The organism is Mycobacterium colombiense (assembly GCF_001672755.1).
Taxonomy (GTDB): domain Bacteria; phylum Actinomycetota; class Actinomycetes; order Mycobacteriales; family Mycobacteriaceae; genus Mycobacterium; species Mycobacterium colombiense_C.
On record NZ_LZKI01000108.1, the window covers coordinates 66,629 to 87,928 of the forward strand.

Annotated in this window: 21 protein-coding genes; 15 read left to right on the top strand and 6 right to left on the bottom strand. The window is 66.6% G+C overall.

Translation table 11 applies throughout. The features are described 5' to 3' along the window. Positions 1–63: 63 nt before the first annotated feature. Entirely contained in the window at positions 64–1,227 is a 1,164-nt protein-coding gene (locus tag A5708_RS14760; RefSeq protein WP_231117917.1) for a sulfotransferase family protein, read from the top strand. Between the two features lie 29 nt (positions 1,228–1,256). Next, the gene (locus A5708_RS14765) at positions 1,257–2,144 is read left to right on the top strand and encodes an alpha/beta fold hydrolase (protein WP_065029336.1); all 888 of its coding nucleotides are present in this window, start codon (positions 1,257–1,259) and stop codon (positions 2,142–2,144) included. A gap of 28 nt (positions 2,145–2,172) precedes the next feature. On the opposite strand, the gene A5708_RS14770 is transcribed toward A5708_RS14765, so the two are convergent. Further along, positions 2,173–2,385, bottom strand: a complete 213-nt coding sequence (locus tag A5708_RS14770; RefSeq protein ID WP_065029337.1) for a TOBE domain-containing protein — start codon at positions 2,383–2,385, stop codon at positions 2,173–2,175. Between the two features lie 105 nt (positions 2,386–2,490). Further along, positions 2,491–3,108 carry a TetR/AcrR family transcriptional regulator gene (locus tag A5708_RS14775; RefSeq protein ID WP_065029338.1) on the bottom strand — a complete coding sequence of 206 codons (618 nt, stop codon included), beginning with the start codon at positions 3,106–3,108 and terminating at the stop codon, positions 2,491–2,493. Positions 3,109–3,251: 143 nt separating this feature from the next. Here A5708_RS14775 and A5708_RS14780 point away from each other — a divergent pair, with 143 nt between their 5' ends. Continuing rightward, positions 3,252–4,568, top strand: coding sequence for a cytochrome P450 (locus tag A5708_RS14780; RefSeq protein WP_065029397.1), 1,317 nt, complete (start codon positions 3,252–3,254; stop codon positions 4,566–4,568). A gap of 283 nt (positions 4,569–4,851) precedes the next feature. Here the strand turns inward: A5708_RS14780 and mdlC are convergent, their stop codons facing one another. Together mdlC and msrA are read right to left on the bottom strand one after the other, a co-directional pair. Next, positions 4,852–6,465, bottom strand: coding sequence for a benzoylformate decarboxylase (mdlC, locus tag A5708_RS14785; RefSeq protein WP_065029339.1), 1,614 nt, complete (start codon positions 6,463–6,465; stop codon positions 4,852–4,854). 189 nt (positions 6,466–6,654) lie between these two features. Next, positions 6,655–7,170, bottom strand: coding sequence for a peptide-methionine (S)-S-oxide reductase MsrA (gene msrA, locus A5708_RS14790; protein ID WP_065029340.1), 516 nt, complete (start codon positions 7,168–7,170; stop codon positions 6,655–6,657). Between the two features lie 128 nt (positions 7,171–7,298). On the opposite strand from msrA, the gene A5708_RS14795 reads away from it, so the two are divergent. The 4 genes from A5708_RS14795 (at position 7,299) to A5708_RS14810 (ending at position 10,153) form a co-directional block, all read left to right on the top strand. Further along, on the top strand, positions 7,299–7,805 hold the full coding sequence (locus tag A5708_RS14795) for a nuclear transport factor 2 family protein (protein WP_065029341.1): 507 nt from the start codon (positions 7,299–7,301) through the stop codon (positions 7,803–7,805). Next, entirely contained in the window at positions 7,802–8,821 is a 1,020-nt protein-coding gene (locus A5708_RS14800) for an NAD-dependent epimerase/dehydratase family protein (protein ID WP_065029342.1), read from the top strand. The genes A5708_RS14795 and A5708_RS14800 overlap by 4 nt, the downstream gene beginning before the upstream one ends. A 78-nt stretch (positions 8,822–8,899) precedes the next feature. Beyond that, entirely contained in the window at positions 8,900–9,727 is an 828-nt protein-coding gene (locus tag A5708_RS14805; RefSeq protein ID WP_065029343.1) for a class I SAM-dependent methyltransferase, read from the top strand. 45 nt (positions 9,728–9,772) lie between these two features. Continuing rightward, entirely contained in the window at positions 9,773–10,153 is a 381-nt protein-coding gene (locus A5708_RS14810; RefSeq protein WP_065029344.1) for a DUF427 domain-containing protein, read from the top strand. Here the strand turns inward: A5708_RS14810 and A5708_RS14815 are convergent. Beyond that, complete coding sequence (locus A5708_RS14815) at positions 10,147–10,548, bottom strand: nuclear transport factor 2 family protein (RefSeq protein ID WP_065029345.1); 402 nt, start codon at positions 10,546–10,548, stop codon at positions 10,147–10,149. The genes A5708_RS14810 and A5708_RS14815 overlap by 7 nt on opposite strands. Before the next feature lie 60 nt (positions 10,549–10,608). Between A5708_RS14815 and A5708_RS14820 the strand changes: the two genes are divergently transcribed. Beyond that, positions 10,609–11,520, top strand: coding sequence for a DNA-3-methyladenine glycosylase family protein (locus tag A5708_RS14820; RefSeq protein WP_065029346.1), 912 nt, complete (start codon positions 10,609–10,611; stop codon positions 11,518–11,520). Positions 11,521–11,607: 87 nt separating this feature from the next. Continuing rightward, entirely contained in the window at positions 11,608–12,156 is a 549-nt protein-coding gene (locus A5708_RS14825; RefSeq protein ID WP_065029347.1) for a Dps family protein, read from the top strand. Positions 12,157–12,165: 9 nt separating this feature from the next. Here the strand turns inward: A5708_RS14825 and A5708_RS14830 are convergent, their stop codons facing one another. Beyond that, on the bottom strand, positions 12,166–14,121 hold the full coding sequence (locus tag A5708_RS14830) for a chloride channel protein (protein WP_231117916.1): 1,956 nt from the start codon (positions 14,119–14,121) through the stop codon (positions 12,166–12,168). A 252-nt stretch (positions 14,122–14,373) separates the two neighbouring features. Between A5708_RS14830 and A5708_RS14835 the strand changes: the two genes are divergently transcribed. The 6 genes from A5708_RS14835 to A5708_RS14860 all read left to right on the top strand — a co-directional run bounded on the left by A5708_RS14835 (position 14,374) and on the right by A5708_RS14860 (position 21,255). Beyond that, complete coding sequence (locus A5708_RS14835) at positions 14,374–15,366, top strand: pirin family protein (protein WP_065029348.1); 993 nt, start codon at positions 14,374–14,376, stop codon at positions 15,364–15,366. A 2-nt stretch (positions 15,367–15,368) separates the two neighbouring features. Next, complete coding sequence (locus A5708_RS14840; protein ID WP_065029349.1) at positions 15,369–16,004, top strand: TetR/AcrR family transcriptional regulator; 636 nt, start codon at positions 15,369–15,371, stop codon at positions 16,002–16,004. A 75-nt stretch (positions 16,005–16,079) separates the two neighbouring features. Then, positions 16,080–17,021, top strand: a complete 942-nt coding sequence (locus A5708_RS14845) for a class I SAM-dependent methyltransferase (protein WP_065029350.1) — start codon at positions 16,080–16,082, stop codon at positions 17,019–17,021. 27 nt (positions 17,022–17,048) lie between these two features. Continuing rightward, positions 17,049–17,990, top strand: a complete 942-nt coding sequence (locus A5708_RS14850) for a class I SAM-dependent methyltransferase (RefSeq protein ID WP_065029351.1) — start codon at positions 17,049–17,051, stop codon at positions 17,988–17,990. Positions 17,991–18,101: 111 nt separating this feature from the next. Beyond that, positions 18,102–19,667, top strand: a complete 1,566-nt coding sequence (locus A5708_RS14855; RefSeq protein WP_065029352.1) for an LCP family protein — start codon at positions 18,102–18,104, stop codon at positions 19,665–19,667. Between the two features lie 163 nt (positions 19,668–19,830). After that, complete coding sequence (locus A5708_RS14860; protein WP_065029353.1) at positions 19,831–21,255, top strand: aldehyde dehydrogenase family protein; 1,425 nt, start codon at positions 19,831–19,833, stop codon at positions 21,253–21,255. The last annotated feature ends 45 nt before the right edge of the window (positions 21,256–21,300 follow it).

The window sequence follows — 21,300 nt, forward strand, 5'->3', positions numbered from 1 at the left end:
TCAGTCCGTCTCGAAGACCTGCCCCTGCCTCAATTCAGTGCCGAGGGCCAGCAGATTCTCGACATGATGGCCACGATGGCCCCGCAATGCCCTTTGGATGCCGACGCGTTGCACGCGCAGGCCAGGGGCGACACCGGCCTGAACGATTTCGGGCCCGACGACTACCGGGAGCGACTCGACGTCTACCTCGCCGCGCTGCGCGAGATCGACGGGCTGCACGACGCCGGAGTGGTGAACTTCTACGGGCAGCTGCTGCAGCTGCTCAAGAACCGGCTGCTTCTGACCGACCTACTGCACCGGCATCCCGAGATCGACGACATCGAACTGCGCTCGCCGGTGGTGATCGCCGGGCTGCCCCGCACCGGCACCACGCACCTGCACAACCTCCTGGCCGCGCCGCCCACCTTCCGCACCATGCCGTACTGGGAAAGCAACGAGCCCTTCCCGCTGCCGAATGAGGTTGGCGCCGACCCTGATCCGCGCCGAGCGCGGATGGACGTCGCGGTCGGGGTGGTCAACATGGTGATGCCGCATTTCGCGCTGATGCACGAGATGACCACCGATCACGTCCACGAGGAAATCCAGCTGCTGGCCAACGACCTCTCGACGATGCTCTTCGAGACGCTCGGCGAGGTGCCCCGCTGGCGTGATTACTACCGGGCCCACGACCAGACGCCGCACTACGAATACCTCGCCACTCAACTCAAGGCGATGCAGTTCCTGCGCGGCGGGCGCCGCTGGCTGCTCAAGTCCCCGCAGCACCTCGAGCAGGTGCCGGTGCTGGACCGCGTATTCGGTGACAGCATCGTCGTGTTCACCCACCGCGACCCCGTGCCGGTTGCGCTGTCGATGATCGCGATGATCACCTACTCGGCGCGGATGCACCGCTCGCCGGTGCCGGTCGAACAGATCGCGCGGTCCTGGATCGACCGCCTCGATCAGATGCTGAGCGCCCTCGTCCGCGACCGCGACACCATCGGCCCCGAGCGCTCGATCGACGTGCGGTTCAACGACTTCATGGTGGACGAACTCGGCGTCGCCGAGCAGGTGTACGCCCTGGCCGGCGAACCGTTCACCGACGAAGCGCGCACCGCCGTCACCGACTACCTGGCGAGCCACCGGCGCGGCCGGCACGGGCAGGTCGAGACGTCGTGCGAGATGTTCGGACTGACCGAGGCCGCGCTGCGCGAGCGCTTCGCACCGTATGTCGAGCGGTTTCTGGCCTAAGCCTTTCGAAGCCGCTACGTTCTGAATCCATGGTCACTATGCCCGCGCTGGACGGTGTGGAACACAGATACGTCGATCTCGGAAACGGCGTGACGATCCACGTCGCCGATGCCGGGCCGGCGAGCGGGCCGGCGGTGATGTTGGTGCACGGCTTCCCGCAGAACTGGTGGGAATGGCGCGAGCTGATCGGGCCGCTGGCCGCCGACGGCTACCGGGTGTTGTGCCCGGACCTGCGCGGTTCGGGCTGGAGTTCGGCGCCACGCACCAGCTACACCAAGGACGAGATGGCCGACGATCTGGCCGGGGTGCTGGACCGCTTGGACGTCGCGACGGTCAAGCTGGTGGCCCACGACTGGGGCGGACCGGTCGCCTTCATCATGATGCTGCGCCATCCGGAGCGGGTGACCGGATTCTTCGGCGTGAATACCGTTGCGCCGTGGGCGAAGCCGAGCTTGTCGACGCTGCGCAACATCTGGCGGTTCTGGTACCAGATCCCGATTTCGCTGCCGGTCATCGGTCCGCGGGTGATCAGCAATCCCGACTCCCGGTTCGTCCGAATGCTCGGGTCATGGGTCGGCGGTGGTTACACCCTGCCCGAGGACGACACCCGCATGTACATCGAGTGCATGCAACAGCCCGGCCACGCGGAGGCGGGTTCGCGGTGGTACCGCAGCTTCCAAACCAAAGAGATGCGCAAATGGATGCGCGGCCAGTACAACGATGCTCGCGTCGACGTCCCGGTCCGCTGGCTGACGGGAACGAAAGATCCCGTGATCACGGCGGACCTCACCGACGGATATGCCGATCACATCGATGATTTCGAGGTCGAGCTGGTCGACGGCGTCGGCCATTGGATCGTCGACCAGCGTCCCGATCTTGTCCTGGACCGGGTGCGCGCGTTTCTCGCCGCAAAATAAAGCAGGTGAAGGCTTTTCGGTGCCGACGCTAGTCGACGCCGATGGTGACTTCGGTCGATTTGATGAACACGGTCGCAGTCTGGCCGACCTTGAGGCCGAGGTCGGTCGCGGCATCCTTGGTGACCGACGACGTGACGACCTGATCGCCGCCGTCGAGCGTCACCTTCACCACTGCCATCACGGTGCCGAGTTCGACCTCGGTGATGGTCCCCCTGAGCTGGTTTCGAGTCGAGAGCCGCATCGCAGGATCCTCCAAGTCGGAACGGGTGGGTCTGCGGTGAGCCTAGCTCTACCGGGCCAGCGCCGGAATGGCTTGTGAGACTTTCACTTACGCGGACGTACGAGCCTAGTGGCGCGGGCCGAGCAGAGCTACGGATGCATCCACGGCCGGTTCCACGATTTCTCGGACCGGTTTACCGTCTTCGACCGCAAGTGCGGTCAGCTCCCGCAGGCCGCCCAACAGGATCACGGCCAACGGCGCCGTCAGTGGGGGTAGCTCGGCGCGCCGGAATCCGGGACTGGCGCTGAGGTCGATCAGCAGGCTGGTCAGCAACTGCAGCCCGCGGCGCTGGACCGGGCGAGCGGCCGCACCCAGCGAGGGCAGTTCGCGGATCCAGCTCAATGTAATGGCCGGTCGGGCCTCGATGTATCCGACATAGGCCTCGACGGCCTGACGGATCTGTACGTGCCAATCGGTTTCGGGATCGACCGAGGCCGTGATCTTGGCGCCGAGGTTCTCGATGTCGACGGCCAGCAGCTCGAGAAAGCACTCTTCCTTGCCGGCGAAGTGATCGTAGAAGGTGCGCTTGGAGGTGCGCGCGGAGCGGACGACGTCGGCGACCGTGCTGGCGCGGTAGCCGCGCTCGCCGATCGAGGTGGCGAGACCGTCGAGCAACCGCTGCCGAAAAGGATCCGGCTCGGCGGGCGTATCACCCGCCGCCGCGTCGGCGGCCGGCGCGGTCACCGCTGGTGTCACGCGGGCGCCCCTTTCGGTGAGTGCGGCATCTTGTCAGGCCTGGTACTTCAGAGTACCGTACTCACAAGATGCTGCGGTACATCGCCGTACCACCCCGGTGCCCGGGGCAGATGTTGGGAGAAGCCATCGTCATGAGCCAACAAGTCGCCGCCCCGCCGACCGAGGTCCACCTGCCTCCCGCGGCCCGAAGCCCGAAGCTGTTGCAGGGCATGGGCTTTGCCATGTCGCGACGAACGATGATGCGACGACTGTCACGCCGTTACGGCAACGTTTTCACGCTGCGCCTGCCGATGTGGGGGCCCGTCATTATGGTCAGTGACCCACAGCTGGCCAAGCAGATCTTCACCACCAGCCCAGACGAACTCGGCAACATCCAGCCCAATCTGAGCAGGCTGTTCGGCTCCGGCTCGGTGTTCGGACTCGAGGGCGACGCCCATCGCCGGCGGCGACGGCTGCTGGCGCCGCCATTTCACGGCAAGAGCATGAAGAACTACGAGAGCATCATCGAAGAAGAGACACTGCGCGAGATGGCCGGCTGGCCGGAAAGCAGCTCATTCGCGACGCTGCCGCCGATGATGCGAATCACGCTCAACGCGATCCTGCGCGCGGTTTTCGGCGCGGAAGGCGCCGAGCTCGACGAGCTACGCCGGCTCATCCCGCCGTGGGTCACCCTGGGCTCACGCCTTGCGGCGCTGCCGAAGCCGCAGCGCTACCCCCGGTTCGGGCCGTGGGGGCGGCTGGACAAGTGGCGGCGCCAATACGACAACGTCATCGAGAAGCTGATCGCCGCGGAGCGGGCCGACCCAGACTTCGCCGAGCGGACCGACGTGCTCGCGCTGCTGCTGCGCAGCACCTACGACGACGGTGCGGCCATGTCACACAGGGAGATTGGCGACGAGCTCCTGGCCCTGCTGGCCGCCGGGCACGAAACCACCGCATCCACCCTGGGCTGGGCGTTCGAGCGGATAAGCCGGCACCCCGATCTGCTCAAGGCGCTCGTCGAGGAGGCCGACAACGGCGGAAACGAGCTGCGCCAGGCGACGATCCTGGAGGTCCAACGGGCAAGGACTGTCATCGATTTCGCCGGTCGCCACGTCTATCCCGACACCTTCCAGCTCGGCGAATGGGTGATCCCGCGCGGCTATTCGATCATCGTCGGCATCGCGCAGATACACGACAACCCCGAGGTGTTCCCCGATCCCGGGCGGTTCGACCCGCAACGCTTCATCGACACGAAACCGTCCGCCCTGTCGTGGATCCCGTTCGGTGGCGGCACCCGTCGCTGTGTCGGGGCGGCGTTCGCCAACATGGAGATGGACGTGGTGCTCCGGACGGTGTTGCGCCGCTTGACTATTGAGGCCACGGACGCGCCCGGCGAGCCGTGGCATTGCCGCGGGGTTGCGTTCACCCCGAAGGACGGCGGCCGGATCGTGATGCGCCGGCGCTAGCGTTTCGGTTTTGCGACCCGGCGGCTGGTTTCCCAACGCGACACACAGATCCGCCGCCGGGCGCGGTTCGGTGACCGGACGTTTCGTCCGCTGCTCGATCGTGCGCAGCCGTTGGCCCCCCGTGTTGGGGCGAACCTACAGGGCCTGTGCGGCGCGCTCGGCCGAACCCCCACCGCCGCGCGCGGGATCTCATCCGTGGTCCGGGTTGTGGTATCGGTCGCTCGACGCAGTCGAGCACCTCGGGACCGCCGGTTTGGGCGATCTCTATTGCGCGCACGGTCGCTCAGCCCAGGTGTGCGACTTGGGGTTTCGTGGGCACCACGATGACGGTTGGCCCATCGGCGGAAAGCGCGGCGTTGAACGCCTTCACCAGCTGCTCGGTATCGCCCACCGTGACGGCGTGGCAGCCGAAGCCCGTAGCCAACGACTCGATATCCAGACCGGGCAGATCCAGGCCCGGCACCCCCGGTGTCTTCTCAAGCAACGCAAACGATTTCAAGACGGCGTATTCACCGTTGCGCATCACGACGAACACGATCGGCAGCTTGTGCTGAGCCGCCGTCCAGATCGCCTGGATCGAATACTGGAACGACCCGTCACCGATCGTCGCCACCACGACACGCTTGCGGCCCGCGACGCGATCGCCCAGCGCGACGCCGACCGCGCCCGGCACGCCCCACCCAATGACTCCGCTGCCCGTGGCGAAGAACGAGTTCGACCGGACCGTGGGCAGCCAGCGCGCCTGCTCGGCCATTGTCGACGTCGACTCGTTGACCAGTGCCGCCTCGGGCGGCTTCACCGTGTTCAACGCGGAGTACACCTGGGCCGGCGTCAGCGGGGTGCTCGCCGGCTCCACCGTTCCCGGCGTCCGGTCGAGCGGCCTGGGTGTTGACCGGCCGGAGCCGGTTTCGATCAACGGTGTCAGCTCCTGCAGGGCCAGCAGGGTGTCACTCAACAAGCTGTCGCCCACCGGCGCCGCACCCGTCAGCCACGGATCGGCGGTGATGTGCAACAGGTCGGTGCCTTCGGGCAGATAGTCCCCGGCCACGTACGGGTAGTAGCGGAACACCTGCGCGCCGACCACCACGACGAGGTCATGCCCGCGCAACGCCTCGGTCACCTCGGCGATGGTCATCGGCAGGATGCCCTGATACAGCGGGTGATCCTCGGGGAACGACAACCGGTCCGGCAGCGGGCCGGCATGCACGGGCGCGTTGACCTTCTCGGCGAACGCAACGGCGGCGTCCCAGGCGCCGGCCCGGTCGACCTCGGGCCCGAACACGAGCAGCGGCCGCCGCGCCCGGTTGATGCGATCGGCGAAGGCCCGGAGGCGCTCCGCATCGGGCGCACACCGCTGGCTCGCCGTGCGAATCACGGCCGGGCCCAGCGCCGGCTTCTCCCAATCATCCAGGGGGATTGACAGATACACCGGGCCGGCGGGTGGCTGTACCGCGACGGTATAGGCCCGCATGAACGCCGCCGGGACGTCCTCGGCGCGGGCGGGCTGATATGCCCACTTGACCCACGGCAAGGGCAGCTGCGTTTCGCTGGTGTTCGTCAAATATGGTTCGCAGAGCATCATTTCGCGAGTCTGCTGGCCCGCCGTGACGATCAGCGGGGTGTTGCTCTTGTACGCCGCGATCAGGCTGCCCATGGCGTTGCCGGTACCCGCCGCGGTGTGCAGGTTCACCAGCGCAGGCTTGCCGGTGGACTGGGCGAACCCGTCCGCCATGGCCAGCACCGACGCCTCCTGCAGCCCCAGCACGTAGCTGAAGTCGTCGGGAAAGTTCTTGAGGAATGTCTGCTCGGTCGATCCCGGATTGCCGAACACCGTCGTCAATCCCAAGGAGCGCAGCAGATCGTAGGTGACATCCCAGACGGTAGGTGAAGACGACATCAGCCCAAGTTCCCTTCGCGAGCGGACTTTTCACGCATATGAAAAGCGCACCCACGCTGGCGCGCACTGCATCCGATGGGTTAGATCTTGCGCCTGCCGGATCGCGATGTCGATGTTGTCAGCGACATCGTTGCCGGCCGTTGACGGTGGCGCCGCACAGTGCCGATGCCGAGGAGGAGCCCCGCGTCGCTACTGGTCCGCGGTCGCCCGGCGCGGCAGTTTCCAGCCCGGGCGGATGAAGTGGCAGGTGTAACCGCTGGGATAGTGCTGCAGGTAGTCCTGGTGCTCGGGCTCGGCTTCCCAGAAGTCGCCGGCCGGGCTGACCTCGGTCACCACCTTGCCGGGCCACAGCCCGGACGCCTCGACGTCGGCGATGGTGTCCAGCGCGATCCGCTTCTGCTCGTCGTCGAGATAGAAGATGGCCGACCGGTAACTGGGTCCCCGGTCGTTGCCCTGCCGGTCTTTCGTTGTCGGATCGTGGATCTGGAAGAAGAACTCCAGCATCGTGCGGAAGTCGGTGACCGCCGGGTCATAGACGATCTCGATCGCCTCGGCGTGGGTGCCGTGGTTGCGGTAGGTCGCGTTGGGAACGTCGCCGCCGGTGTAACCGACCCGGGTCGAAACCACGCCCGGCTGCTTGCGGATCAGTTCCTGCATTCCCCAAAAGCAGCCGCCGGCGAGAATAGCCTTTTGCGTGTTGGTCATGTCATTGCCTCGTTTCGCTCTGGCCGCTCGGTCGCAATCTCCCTCCGATTATCCTGATCTTTTCCGGCGGCCACACCTACGAGGCAAAGCTCTCGACAAACCGCGGTAGAACGTGTTCTAGTTTTCGCGTGAACAGCCCGCAATTCTCGCGTAGCGAACTGGCCGCCGCCTTCGAGAAATTCGAAGCGACCGTCGATGCGGCCGCGCAATCGCACGACTGGGACGCGTGGGTCCAGCACTACACACCCGACGTCGTGTACATCGAGCACGCGGCCGGTACCATGCACGGCCGCGCCGAGGTCCGCGAGTGGATCAGCAAGACGATGGGCAGCTTTCCCGGCAGCCACATGGTCGCGTTCCCGTCGCTGTGGTCGGTGATCGACGAGGCCACGGGGCGCATCATCATGGAACTCGACAACCCGATGCGCGATCCCGGCGACGGCACCGTCATCGGCGCGACGAACATCTCGATCATCACCTACGCCGGCGACGGCCTGTGGCGTCAGCAGGAAGACATCTACAACCCGCTGCGCTTCGTGCAGGCCACGTTGAAGTGGTGCCGTAAGGCGGCCGAACTCGGCACGCTCGACGAAGAAGCCGCGCGTTTCATGGAGCAGTACGGAGGCGCCCAGTGAGCACCAACCCCAAGCTGGTTATCGGCGCCAACGGTTTTCTGGGTTCGCATGTGACCCGCCAACTCGTCGCCGAGGGCCACCAGGTGCGGGCCATGGTGCGCGAGGCTGCGAACACCCGATCGATCGACGATCTCGAGCTCACCCGGTTTCACGGCGACGTGTTCGACACGGCCACGGTGCAAGAGGCGATGGACGGTGTCGATGACGTCTATTACTGCGTCGTGGACACCCGCGCCTGGCTGCGCGATACCGCGCCGCTGTTTCGCACCAACGTCGAAGGGCTGCGCAACGTTCTCGACGTGGCCGTCGCGCAACCCGACCTGCGCCGGTTCGTCTTCACCAGCACCTACGCGACCGTGGGCCGGCGCCACGGACACGTCGCGACCGAGGAGGACATCGTCGGCGCCCGCGGGTTGTCGGACTACGTCCGGTCCCGGGTCCAGGCCGAGAACCTGGTGATGCGCTATGTGGCCGAGGCCGGGCTGCCCGCGGTGGCGATGTGCGTGTCGACGACGTACGGCAGCGGCGACTGGGGCCGCACCCCGCACGGCGCGTTCATCGCCGGTGCGGTCTTCGGCAAGCTGCCCTTCACGATGGAGGGCATCCAGCTGGAAGTCGTCGGTGTCACCGATGCCGCCCGCGCGATGATCCTGGCCGCCGAACACGGGCGCATCGGCGAGCGGTACCTGATCTCCGAGCGGATGATCCCGTTGAAAGAGGTGGTCGGAATCGCCGCCGACGAGGCTGGTGTGCCGGCGCCGCGACGCTCGATCTCCGTCCCGGTGCTGTACGCGATGGGCGCGCTGGGCAACCTGCGGGCGCGCCTCACCGGCAAGGACGCCGAACTCAGCCTTGCGTCGGTGCGCATGATGCGGGCCGAAGCGCCCGTCGACCACAGCAAGGCCGTCCGCGAATTGGGCTGGCAGCCGCGCCCGGTCGAGGAATCCATCCGCGAGGCTGCCCGGTTCTGGGCCGCGATCCGAGATGCCAAAGGCAGGAGCACAACTCCAGGCTGAACACCACGCCGACCGCCGTTCAGGACGCGCCGTGGGCGCTGGGTGTGGGACTAGCCTCGCGGTGTGACCACCGCGCGAGTGCCCGTGGATCTCAGCGGGGCGCCCCAGACCATGCTGGCGACGTTCTACGCGAAGGCGCTGGACGCCGATTTCCCGAAACCGATCCTGGGCGATCGGTATGCGAAGGAGATCGTCGAGCGCATCGACTACGACTGGAAGAAAACGACCATCACACCGCGGCGGGCGCCGTCGGTGACCACCCGGTCGGCGCACTTCGACCAATGGACGCGCAAATTCCTTGCCGCGCACCCGCGTTCGGTCGTGCTGCACCTGGGCTGCGGGCTGGACAGCCGATTCTTCCGCTTGCAGCCGGGCCCGGACGTCCAGTGGTACGACGTCGACTACCCCGAGGTCGTGGCGCTGCGAACCCAGCTCTACCCGAGCCGCGATCACTATCGCGTCGTCGCCGCCTCGGTCACCGACCCGGCATGGCTGGCGGAAATCCCAACCGACCGTCCCACGCTGATGATCGGGGAGGGGCTGACCATGTATCTCACCGAGCAGGACGGCACCGCTCTACTGCGCAGGGTTGTCGCCCGGTTCGGTTCTGGCGAGCTGCAGTTCGACGCGTTCAACTGGCTCGGGATCGAGTCGCAATGGCTGAACACCGTGGTGCGACGTTCCGGAGCCACGCTGTGCTGGGCGATCAACGGGCCCGACGACATCATCGAAGCGGTGCCCGGGGTGCGGCTGCTTGCGTGGGAACGATGGTTTGAGTCGTACACCTTCGCGCAGTTGCCCCGCTCATCCCGAGCCTTGGGCAAGGTCATGTCGCAGGTTCGCGCGGTGGCGAACATGTCGCAATACCACCGCTACGCATTCGGTCCGCCGGACGGGAAGCCTTGACCGCGGACGCGCGTTGCACAACGGTAAGGCGTTTGAGGAGGAACCATGGCCCACCCGGAAATCAAAGAACCCAGCGCCGGGCACCCGATCACCATCGAGCCGACCAAGGGGCGGGTGCAGGTACGCGTCAACGGCGAGCTCGTCGCCGACACCACGGCCGCGCTGGAATTACGCGAAGCCACTTTGCCTGCGGTGCAATACATTCCGATCGCCGACGTGGTGCAGGACCGGCTCACCCGGACGGACACCAGCACCTACTGCCCCTTCAAGGGAAACGCCAGCTACTACAGCGTGACCACCTCGGCCGGTGACACCGTCGACGACGTGATCTGGACCTACGAGCAGCCGTATCCGGCGGTGGAAAAGATTGCCGGGCACGTCGCGTTCTACCCCAACAAGGCCGACATCAGCATCTCGGCTCAGTAGGGAATCCACCCGGGAAGCGCGGCCGCCGCCGCACGGGTGTCGCTGTACACGCGCATCGAGACGATCAGCCCGTCGCGGGTGTCGAAGATGCACACGAACGGGCTGTCGTACTCGACGCCGTTGGATGCGGTGCCGGTCGCTTGGGCCTCCACGACAACGGTTTCTCCCTCGTTGACGCAGCGCACCAGGTCGATGGTCAGTTCCAGGTCTCGTTTGCGTTGCTCGATCGACCGCCTGAGTACGTGTTTGTCGCAGGGCGTGCGCGTGTAGAGCGTCCAGTAGGTGAAGTCGTCACTGAGCAGGGCGAAGCCCTCGTCGAGATCGCCGCCGTCGCTGGTGCTCTGCAAAAACATCCAGGCCAGTTCGCCCTGCGGGTCATCGAACGGCGTCATCACAACGCAATATTGACTGGGGACACAGTTCACGGTCAATCAGAGCAGTCGGGGAGTCATCAGGTGCAGACCGCGCGCACGGTCGCGTTTCCCGGAGCGGTCAGCTTCGGGCACACGTTGGCGCCCCTTCGCCGCGGCCGCGGGGATCCGTGCTTCCGGGCTCCCGGTGACGGCTCGATCTGGCGCACCAGCCTGCTGCCCAGCGGACCCGTCACGGCCCGGATCAGCCGCGTCGGGCCCAATGCCGCGCACGCTGCGGCGTGGGGCAGCGGCGCGCAGGAGTTCCTCGACATGCTGCCCGCCATGCTGGGTTTCGAGGACGACGACTCGGACTTCGTGCCGCGGCATCCGACGGTTGCCGCCGCCTACCAACGGGTTCCGCACCTGCGCCTGGGCCGCACCGGGCAGGTGCTGGAGGCCCTGATCCCGGCCATCATCGAGCAGCGGGTGCCCGGAGCCGACGCGTTTCGTTCGTGGCGGGTGCTGGTGTCGAAGTACGGGACGCCTGCTCCGGGCCCAGCGCCGGAGGGGATGCGGGTGATGCCGCCGGCCCAGGTGTGGCGGCACATCCCGTCGTGGGAGTTTCACCGCGCCAACGTCGACCCGCGACGGGCGCAGACCGTGGTGACCTGTGCGCGGCGGGCCCCGTCGCTGGAGCGGCTGGTGTCGCGGCCGACGGTGCAGGCGCGTGAGGCATTGATGTCGCTGCCGGGGGTGGGGGAGTGGACGGCCGCCGAGACCGCACAACGGGCCCTCGGCGACGCGGACGCCGTGTCGGTGGGCGATTACCACATTCCCAAAATGATCGGCTGGACGTTGCTGGGCCGGCCCGTCGACGATGCGGGCATGCTCGAACTGCTCGAACCGATGCGGCCCCACCGCCAGCGCGTGGTGCGGCTGCTCGAAGTCAGCGGACTGGCATACGAGCCCCGCCGCGGGCCGCGGCTGCCAGTGCAGCAAATCCACTCGCTTTGATCCGTCGCGTTTTTCAGCCTGGCCATCGGGTACCCAACGGGGCAGTAACCGTGTGTGAACCCATGGAAGGAAGCTAGGAAAGAAGCGATGACTCAGTTCACAATTCCGGGATTGACCGACAAGCAGGCGGCGCGGCTCACCGAGCTGCTGCAAAAGCAACTGAGCACCTACAACGATCTTCATCTGACGCTGAAGCACATTCACTGGAACGTGGTTGGCCCCAACTTCATCGGCGTGCACGAGATGATCGACCCGCAGGTGGACGCAGTCCGCGGATTCGCTGACGATGTGGCCGAACGCATTGCGGCCCTTGGTGCTTCGCCGCAAGGCACCCCTGGCGCCATCATCAAGGATCGCTCGTGGGACGACTATTCGGTCGGCCGCGACACGGTCCAGGCGCACCTGGCCGCGCTGGACCTCGTCTACACCGGCGTCATCGAGGACATTCGCCAATACATCGAGGAGACAGACGAACTCGACCAGGTGACCCAAGACCTGCTGATCGGCCAGGCGGGGCAGTTGGAGAAATTCCAATGGTTCGTCCGGGCGCACCTGGAAAGCGCCGGCGGCGAGCTGGCGCACAAAGGTAAGAGCACCGAGAAGGACGCTGCCAGCAGCGCTCGTGGCAAATCTTGACCGTTTGTCCTACGGGCGGAGCTCCACGTCGGGACTGCGTGAACCATTCTTCGGCACCAGAACGTTGACCCGGTCGCCTGCCGCGAGTCGCAGGGCAGGTTGGGCATCGACGAGCCGTCGTTTGTGCACCACCGATACCGGGAGGTGCCCGGGAGGCCATTCGAGGTCGTGCAGCTTGCGCCCGACCGCGCCCGAATCGGGCGCCAGGGTGTGCTCGACGATGCAGTACCCGTCGAGTTGACTTCGCGGATCGTGTTCGGTCTCGGCTGCCGAATCGGCCCACTGGTCGCCCTGACGGTCGGCGGTGATGCCCGGTTCGAGATCCGTGACATAGGCGCCGACCGCGCGCAGCACGTTCTGGTTGGTCAGCCACCCTTGAACGCGCCGCGCGTCGGTGTCGATCACCGGCAGGCCATCGCGGCCGTATAGGACGAGCTGCCGCAGGGCTTGGGCAAGGCTGTCGTTGGCAAACAGGGCTTGGGGTTGCCGGATCCGCGTCACGGGCCCGAGCAATGTGGTCCAGTCGCGGGGGTCGTCAGCCGCCGGGTCTGTCAGCTCGAGTGGTGCGGTAAACGGGTGCATGGCCTGGGCGACCGTCAGGCCCGCGAAGGCGTGCGTGGGGGTGGCGCGGTCGATATCGATGCCCCGGCGCAGCAGCTTGGTGGTGTAGATGGTGCCGTAGGAAAGCCCGCGTGACACCGTGGTTCCGACGGCGACGGCCAGCATGACTGGCAAGGTGAGGGTGAAGTCGCCGGTCATTTCGACGGTGCTGGCCAGCGCCGTGAGCGGGGCCCGCGCCGCGGAAGCGAACACCGCGCCCATGCCCACAATGGCGTACAGCGCGGGGTGCCCCACCGCCGTGCCGATGAGGTGCTGCACGATGAGCCCGAAGGCCATGCCCGATGTAGCCCCGACGAACAATGACGGAGCAAACACGCCGCCGGAGCCGCCGATCCCGATGGTCAAGCCGCACGCCAGCATCTTGCCGGCGGCAAGGACCACCAGAAACCACAGGGCGTAGTGGCCGGCGAAAGCGGCATACATGACCGGATAGCCGACTCCGTACAGCTGGGGCACGGCGAGCAGCAGTAGGCCAAGCACGATCCCCCCGACCGCCGGCCGCGCCCAGCCCGCTCGGCGTCCCCACAGCCGGTCGCACACGTCCTCGGTCTTGTACAGAACGTTCTTGAAGACGATCCCGAGCAGCCCGCCGATCGCCGCGAGAAGGGCGACCAACAAATAGTTGGCGATGTGATCGAGTTCAATGCCTTCCGGGAGCTGGGTGAGGAAGGGGGCGGAGCCGAAGAACACGCGAGCGATCACGTCGGCAACCATCGCCGAAAGCATGATGGTGAAGATCGCTTCGACGGAGAGTTCGCGCAGGATCAGTTCGACGGCGAAGAACACGCCGGTGATCGGAGCGTTGAATGTCGCTGAGATGCCGCCGGCGGCGCCGCAGGCGACCAGCACCCTCAGCCGGTTCTCCGGCATCCGCACCCATTGACCGAAACTTGACGCCAGTGCGGCGCCGATTTGCACAATCGGTCCTTCCCGACCGACCGAGCCACCGGAGCCGATGCACAGCGCCGAGGCCAGCGCCTTCACCACCGTAACCTGGGGCCGGATGCGGCCACCGTTCTCCGCGACCGCGATCATGACTTCCGGCACGCCATGGCCTCGCGCCTCTCGCGCGAACCTGCTGATCAGCGGCCCGTAGAGCAACCCGCCGATGACGGGGATGACGGCGTAAAACCCGACCCCCAACCAAGGTAGGTGATCGCTGGCCACCCAACCCTGTTGGCCGAACTCGTCGTGCCCTGTCGCCAGCCAGGTGAAGCCGAAGACCAGGTAGCGGAAAGCCACGGCGCCGAGCCCGGCGCCGACTCCCACCACGATCGCAACGCAGAACAACCCCAGTTGGTTCGCCCGCAGCCAGCTTGCGACCTGTCCTAGCGAACCGGACACCGTTCTCCGTGTGCGGGCCGGATCATCGGCCGATTTGTCCTGCTCCATCCCCGTCACCCTCCCCGGCGGTCTTCTCTTCGCGGTGTCGAACCATGTGGAGTCGCACCGTACGTTCCCCGTACCCGCGCCCGGGACGACTATTTACGTCAGCAAATATTGCCTTATCGAACCATCGGCCGCCTGCCCGCTCCTGTCGGGAATAAGTGGACCACGGTCCGGTTATATCGGACATCCACTATATGAGGAGGCCAGATGCCTGCAGTTACGGCCAACACGCTGACGTTGCCACGAGTCAGCGGCCCCGGCCCCGCCGATACCGAGCGGCCCGTCCGATCGATCACCACCGGCCCGCGTGGATACGAAGGCGAGGGTTTCCCGGTGGTGCGCGCTTTCGCGGGAGTCGGTACGGTCGCGCTGGACCCCTTCGTGCACATGGACCAGATGGGCGAGGTCGAGTACCAGCCAGGGGAGCCCCGGGGTACCGACTGGCACCCGCACCGCGGCTTCGAGACCGTCACCTACATGCTCGACGGGAAGTTCGCGCACCAGGATTCGCACGGTGGTGGCGGCCTGATCGCCGACGGCGCGACACAGTGGATGACGGCCGGCTCCGGCATCCTGCACATCGAGACACCGCCGGCCGAGCTGGTCGACAGCGGCGGGCTCTTCCACGGCGTCCAGCTCTGGGTGAACCTGCCCAAGAAAGACAAGTTCGCACCCCCGCGGTATCAGTCCATCGAAGGCGGCGACACCGTGTTGCTCGCATCCGAGGACGGCGGAGCGCTGATCCGCATCATCGCCGGCGACATTGACGGACACCGGGGCCCGGGCGTCACGCACACCCCGATAACTCTGGCGCACGCGACAATCGAGAACGGGGCCCAGCTCAACATCCCATGGCAGCGTGACTTCAACGCGCTGGTCTATGTGTTGTCCGGCAGCGGGTACGTCGGCCCGGTCGCTCATCCGATCCACCAGGGCCAGCTGGCGGTCCTGGGCCCCGGCGATCGGATCACCATGGGAGCCCGGCAAGTCCAGGATTCCGGCCAGACAGCAGTCCACGGCGCCATTGATTTGCTGCTTCTGGGCGGTCGCCCGATTCGCGAGCCGGTATTCCACTACGGGCCTTTCGTGATGAACACCCGTGCGGAATTGATCGAGGCGCTCGAGGACTACCAAGCCGGAAAATTTGGCAGCATTCCGCCAAATGCGCTAATGCCGCACCACGGGGGTGGCACACTCTAGCAATGCTTCCACGGGGGAACCGCAGGCCCGGACGGCCGCCTGCCGCGAAGGCTGACGAGACCCGGCAGCGGATCATCCAAGCTGCTCGTTTGGTCTTCAGTGAACGTGGCTACGACGGCGCGACGTTCCAGGCCATTGCAGCGCGCGCGGACCTGACCCGGCCGGCGATCAACCATTATTTTTCGAGCAAGCGGGCGCTTTATCGGGAAGTGCTGGATGACACCAACGAATTCGTGATCGGGGCCGGCATCAAACAAGCCGAACGCGAGACCACGCTGGTGGCGCAGTTGACGGCATTCATCTCCGAAGCGACCAGAGCCAATTCCAAGAACCCGGCCGGATCCGCGTTTCTCATCAGCGGTGTGCTCGAATCGCAGCGACATCCGGATTTGACGGGAACCGATAACGATTCCATACGCATCAGTCGGGAATTCCTGCTGCGTCTCATCAACCAGGCGATCGAGCGTGGCGAAATAGTCACCGACGTCGACGCGACGGTGCTGGCCGAGGCGCTGCTCGTTCTCGTCTGCGGGGTGGGCTTGTATGCGGGCTATGTATCGAGTCCCGAAAACCTGCTGGCACTCGTCGGGGTAATGCGCCAGCTCCTGGAAGGCGCGCTCCGGAAGCCGGAGGCTTAGCGCCCGTCGGCGCGCAGTGAAGTTGCGCACAAAGCGTATAGGCTAACTAACTTATCCCGGTATCATGGTCGGGATATGACTGATCTGGATGCCTCGTTGCCGCCTTCCGTACGGTCTGCCGGCGACAGCTGGACCATCACTGAACTCGTCGGCGCCACCGCGCTGGGCGTCGCCGCGTCGCGCGCCGCGGAAACCGCCGGACCCGAGCCGTTGATCCGCGACGACTTCGCCCGCCTGCTGGTCTCGTCGGCCGGCCCCGCGTGGGCGCGGCTGGCCGACCCCGAGCTGGGCTGGCTCGACGGTGACGAGCACGGACAGCGCTCCCACCGATGCGGAATCGACTACCAGGCCGTGCGCACCCACTTCTTCGACGAGTACTTCGCGAACGCCGTCGGCGCGGGCATCCGGCAAGTCGTCATCCTGGCCGCCGGGCTCGACTCCAGGGCGTACCGGTTGGACTGGTCGGCCGGCACCACGGTCTACGAGATCGACCAGCCCCAGGTGCTGGAGTACAAGTCCGGCATCCTGCAGCAGCACGGCGCCGTGCCGTCCGCCATCCGGCACCCCGTCGCGGTGGACCTGCGTGACGATTGGCCCGCGGCGCTGACCGCCGCCGGATTCGACCGCACCCAACCGACCGCCTGGCTGGCCGAAGGGCTGCTCCCGTACCTGCCCAGCGACGCTCAGGACCGGCTCTTCGAGATGGTCACCGCGCTGAGCGCGCCGGACAGCCAGATCGCCATCGAGATGTTCGGCATGAATTCCCGGAGCAACTCGCAGCGCTGGCTGCGGATGCGCGACCGGCTCGGACTGGACGTCAACGTCCAGGCGCTGACCTACCACGAGCCGGACCGTTCGGACGCCGCCGCATGGCTGGCCGACCACGGCTGGCACGTGCACAGCGTGAGCAACCGTGACGAGATGGCCCGGCTGGGCCGTCCGGTGCCCGACGACCTGACCGACGAGGCGGTCCGCAGCACGCTGCTGCGGGCGCGTCTCGGTAAGCCCACCGCCTGACCGAGCATTCATCCAAGGAGCACCGCCATGAGTTCACTGCGTACCCACGACGACACCTGGGACATCAAGAGCAGCGTCGGCACCACCGCGGTCATGGTGGCCGCAGCCCGGGCGATCGAGACCGAACAGCCCGACGCGCTGATCCGCGACCCCTATGCCCGGCTGCTCGTCAACAACGCCGGTGCCGAAGTCCTGTGGGAGGCCATGCTCGACCCGGACGTCGTGGCCAAGATCGAAGCCATCGATGAAGAGTCCGCCGCCCGCATGCAGCACATGCGCGGCTATCAGGCGGTGCGGACCCACTTCTTCGACTCGTACTTCGCCGACGCCGTCGCCAGCGGGATCCGGCAGGTGGTGATCCTCGCGTCGGGACTGGACTCGCGGGCGTACCGCCTCGACTGGCCGGCCGGCACCACGGTTTACGAGATCGACCAGCCTCAGGTGCTGGACTACAAGACGACCACGCTGGCCGAAAGCGGCGCCAAGCCGTCCGCCGATCGTCGCGAGGTGGCGATCGACCTTCGGGAAGACTGGCCCGCCGCGCTGCGCGCCGCCGGATTCGACCCGGCCCAGCCGACCGCCTGGCTGGCCGAGGGTCTGCTGATGTACCTGCCCGCCGAGGCACAGGACAAACTGTTCACCCAGATCGGCGAGCTGAGCCCGGCGGGCAGCCGCGTCTCCGCCGAAACCGCACCGATGCACGCCGAGGAGCGGCGTCAGCAGATGCGGGAACGGTTCAAGAAGGTGGCCGAGCAGCTCGGGCTGGAGGAGACCGTCGACGTCGGCGAGTTGATGTACCGCGACGAGCACCGCGCGAACCTCGCCGACTGGCTCAACGAAAACGGCTGGCGCGCTACGGCGCAGAACTCGATCGACGAGATGCACCGCCTGGGCCGCGGGGTGCAGAGTTCCGAGGTGGATGAGGACCGGGACGCCTTCTCCGACTTCGTGGTCGCCGAGCGGCGGTAAAGCCACGGCTGCGACGCGCCTGACCGCGTGGACCCGTCGCGCGCCAACCGTTGGCTCGCGGTCCCGGTTACCGGGAATTCGCCTGGTCGTCGGGGACAATGGTCATTCATTATGGCCAGTGGCGGATCCGATCAATCGCACCGATGGGCGCTGCGAAAGGGCCGGTTCGTGGCCGCCGTCGCTTCGGCCGCCGTCATGGCGATCACCGGGATGGGTTGGACGGGTTATCACACCGCGCTGGGCAAGATCATCATTTCGCACGCGTTGCCGAACGCGGCGACGACGCTGGACGGCAACCAGAACATTCTGCTGATGGGTCTGGACAGCCGGCTGGACCAGAACGGTAAGCCGCTGCCCCAAGACGTCTACGAGGCGTTGCACGCCGGCGACGAGAGTTCGGGCGGCTACAACGCCAATGTCCTTATTGTTGTGCATATTTCGGACGGCGACGGGCCGATCACCGCGATATCGATTCCGCGTGACGACTACGCGGAGTTGCCGGGCTGCCCGGGATCGGTCTGCGCCGGCAAGATCAAGCAGGCATACGGGCTGGCCTACCAGCAGTCGCTGAATTCGCAGGCGGCCGGGAATTCGGGCGGGGCGGGCGCCAACAACCTGACGGCTCGCGAGCAGACCGCGCGCGAGGCCGGCCGCAAAGCCGAAATCAATGCCGTCAACGACTTTCTCGGCATCTCGGTCGACCACTTCGTCGAGGTCACCCTCGGCGCGTTCTTTCAAATCGCCAAGGCCGTCGAGCCGATCACGGTGTGCCTCAACGCCGACACGCGGGACAGCTATTCGGGTGCGGACTTCCACCAAGGGGTCCAGCGCATCGACGCCGCGGACGCGATGGCCTTCGTGCGGCAGCGGCGTGACGAAAACGACGGCTCGTTTACAGATTTCGACCGAACCCGGCGACAGCAGGCGTTTCTGGTGTCGTTGGTCAAGGCGGCTCGCAGCGGCGGTGCGCTGTCCAGCGTGAGCGGGCTGCGCAAGCTGCTGCAGGTCGCCCGCGACAACGTCGCCGTCGACGACGGGCTGGACATCATGGAATTCGCTTCGCGCGCCTCGCAACTGAGCGAGCGGCCGCTGTCGCTCTACACCCTGCCGATCGCCGGCTTCGGCAAAGACGCCAATGGGTCCGACATCAACCAGGTCGACCTGCCCACCATCCGACGCATCGTCAACGAGCGCTTCATGTCGGACACACCGGTGGCGCTGGAGGCCGCATCACCGTCCACCCAGCCACCGCCGGCGCTCGCCGAACCCGCGATTCTCGACGTCGTCAACGCCACCTCACGGGACGGGCTCGCGGGCGCCATCGAGGAGGCCTTCGCCGGCCGCGGCTTCACCCGCGGCAGCGCCACGACCGCGGCGACCCCGGCCGACGACAGCGTCATCGAGTACGGCCCCGGCGCCGACCGGGCCGCGCAGGTCCTGGCCGATGAACTGCACCTGCCGGCGACGGCGAACAGCGCCGTGGCCGCCGGCACGGTGCGACTGACCGTCGGAACGCAGTTCCCCGCAGGGGACTACCTGGCCCACCCCGGTACGACGACCGATCCGTCCGGGTCCGGGCAGGTGAGTGCCGTGGCCGCCACCGGCGCCGGCGACCGCGCCCCGGCACCGACCGACCTCAGCCAGATGACCGCCGCGAACGTCCCCTGCGTCAAGTAACCGCGGCGGTCATCGCGGGTGCGGGCCGAGGTCCGGGACGATCCGACCCGGCGAGATCGGCGTTGGCCGGATCCTTCCTATTGCTCTCCCAACCGGATGGTTAGTATCGCGGTTATCACCGACGAGCGGCCGCCATGCGGCGGGACCCTGCTCGGGAAGGACAATGATGACCACCGAATCGGTTGCATCGAAGACATCGAACTCCACGAACGGGACCGCACCGACCGACATCCCCGCCACGGTTGCCCGGCTGCGCCAGACCTTCGCCACCGGACGCACCCGCGACATCGAATGGCGCAAGCGCCAGCTGCTGCAACTGGTGAAGCTGATGGAGGAGAACGAGGCCGCGCTCGCCGCGGCACTCGCCGAAGACTTGGACCGCAGCCCGTTCGAGGCCTACATCGCCGACATCGCCACCACGGCCGGTGAAGCGAAATACGCGGCGAAGCGGGTGCGCCGGTGGACGCGCCGCAAGTATCAACTGCTCGAGCTGCCGCAGCTGCCCGGCCGCGGCTGGGTGGAGTACGAGCCCTACGGCACCGTGTTGATCATCGGCGCCTGGAACTACCCGTACTACCTGACGCTGGGCCCCGCGGTCGGAGCGATCGCCGCCGGAAACGCCGTCATTCTCAAGCCTTCGGAGATCGCTGCGGCGTCCGCGCACGTGATGGCCGAGCTGGTGCCCAAGTACCTCGACAACGACGCCATCGCGGTGGTCGAGGGCGACGGCGCGACGAGCCAGGAACTCATCGCTCAGGGCCTGGACCGCGTGCTGTTCACCGGCGGCACCGAGATCGGCCGCAAGGTCTACGAGGGCGCGGCGCCGCACCTGACCCCGTGCACCCTGGAGCTCGGCGGCAAGAGCCCGGTCATCGTCGCGGCGGACGCCGACGTGGAGGTGGCCGCCAAGCGGATCGCCTGGATGAAGCTGCTCAACGCCGGACAGACCTGCGTCGCACCCGATTACGTCCTCGCGGACGCCACGATTCGCGATGAACTGGTCGACAAGATCAGTGCCGCCATCACGAAATTCACCTCCGACAAGCCGGACGGCATGCGGGTGGTCAATCAGCGCCAGTTCGACCGGATCAGTGGTTACCTGTCCGGAGGCGATGGCAAGGTCACCGTCGGCGGGGCCTGCGACGCGTCGAGCCTGCGCATCCAGCCCGCCGTCGTGGTGGATCCCGACCCGAACGGCCCGCTGATGCAAAACGAGATCTTCGGCCCGGTGCTGCCGGTGATCACAGTCCAAAACCTGGACGAGGCAATACGTTTCGTGAACTCGAGGCCCAAGCCGCTGTCGGCCTACCTGTTCACCAAGCGGCGCGAGACCCGCGAGCGGGTGATCAAGGAGGTGCCGGCCGGCGGCATGCTGGTCAACCACGTCGCCTTCCAGGTGTCGACGGCCAAGCTGCCGTTCGGTGGTGTCGGCGCATCGGGAATGGGCGCCTACCACGGCAAGTGGGGTTTCGAAGAGTTCAGTCACCGCAAATCGGTGTTGACCAAACCCACCCGGCCGGACCTGTCGAGCTTCATCTACCCTCCGTACACCGAGCGAGCCTTCAAGATGGCTCGCCGGATGTTCTGACACATTGCTTCAAATCGATTGCTAGAACGAGTTTTTCGGAATAGA

Excerpts from the sequence above, each read along its gene's own strand:
- A5708_RS14845 (WP_065029350.1), top strand. The coding sequence starts at position 16,080 with ATGACTGATCTGGATGCCTCGTTGCCGCCTTCCGTACGGTCTGCCGGC.
- A5708_RS14825 (WP_065029347.1), top strand. The coding sequence starts at position 11,608 with ATGACTCAGTTCACAATTCCGGGATTGACCGACAAGCAGGCGGCGCGG.
- A5708_RS14770 (WP_065029337.1), bottom strand. The coding sequence starts at position 2,385 with ATGCGGCTCTCGACTCGAAACCAGCTCAGGGGGACCATCACCGAGGTC.
- A5708_RS14760 (WP_231117917.1), top strand. The coding sequence starts at position 64 with ATGATGGCCACGATGGCCCCGCAATGCCCTTTGGATGCCGACGCGTTG.
- msrA (WP_065029340.1), bottom strand. The coding sequence starts at position 7,170 with ATGACCAACACGCAAAAGGCTATTCTCGCCGGCGGCTGCTTTTGGGGA.
- A5708_RS14835 (WP_065029348.1), top strand. The coding sequence starts at position 14,374 with ATGCCTGCAGTTACGGCCAACACGCTGACGTTGCCACGAGTCAGCGGC.
- mdlC (WP_065029339.1), bottom strand. The coding sequence starts at position 6,465 with ATGTCGTCTTCACCTACCGTCTGGGATGTCACCTACGATCTGCTGCGC.
- A5708_RS14765 (WP_065029336.1), top strand. The coding sequence starts at position 1,257 with ATGGTCACTATGCCCGCGCTGGACGGTGTGGAACACAGATACGTCGAT.
- A5708_RS14860 (WP_065029353.1), top strand. The coding sequence starts at position 19,831 with ATGATGACCACCGAATCGGTTGCATCGAAGACATCGAACTCCACGAAC.
- A5708_RS14850 (WP_065029351.1), top strand. The coding sequence starts at position 17,049 with ATGAGTTCACTGCGTACCCACGACGACACCTGGGACATCAAGAGCAGC.
- A5708_RS14855 (WP_065029352.1), top strand. The coding sequence starts at position 18,102 with ATGGCCAGTGGCGGATCCGATCAATCGCACCGATGGGCGCTGCGAAAG.
- A5708_RS14780 (WP_065029397.1), top strand. The coding sequence starts at position 3,252 with ATGAGCCAACAAGTCGCCGCCCCGCCGACCGAGGTCCACCTGCCTCCC.
- A5708_RS14810 (WP_065029344.1), top strand. The coding sequence starts at position 9,773 with ATGGCCCACCCGGAAATCAAAGAACCCAGCGCCGGGCACCCGATCACC.
- A5708_RS14840 (WP_065029349.1), top strand. The coding sequence starts at position 15,369 with ATGCTTCCACGGGGGAACCGCAGGCCCGGACGGCCGCCTGCCGCGAAG.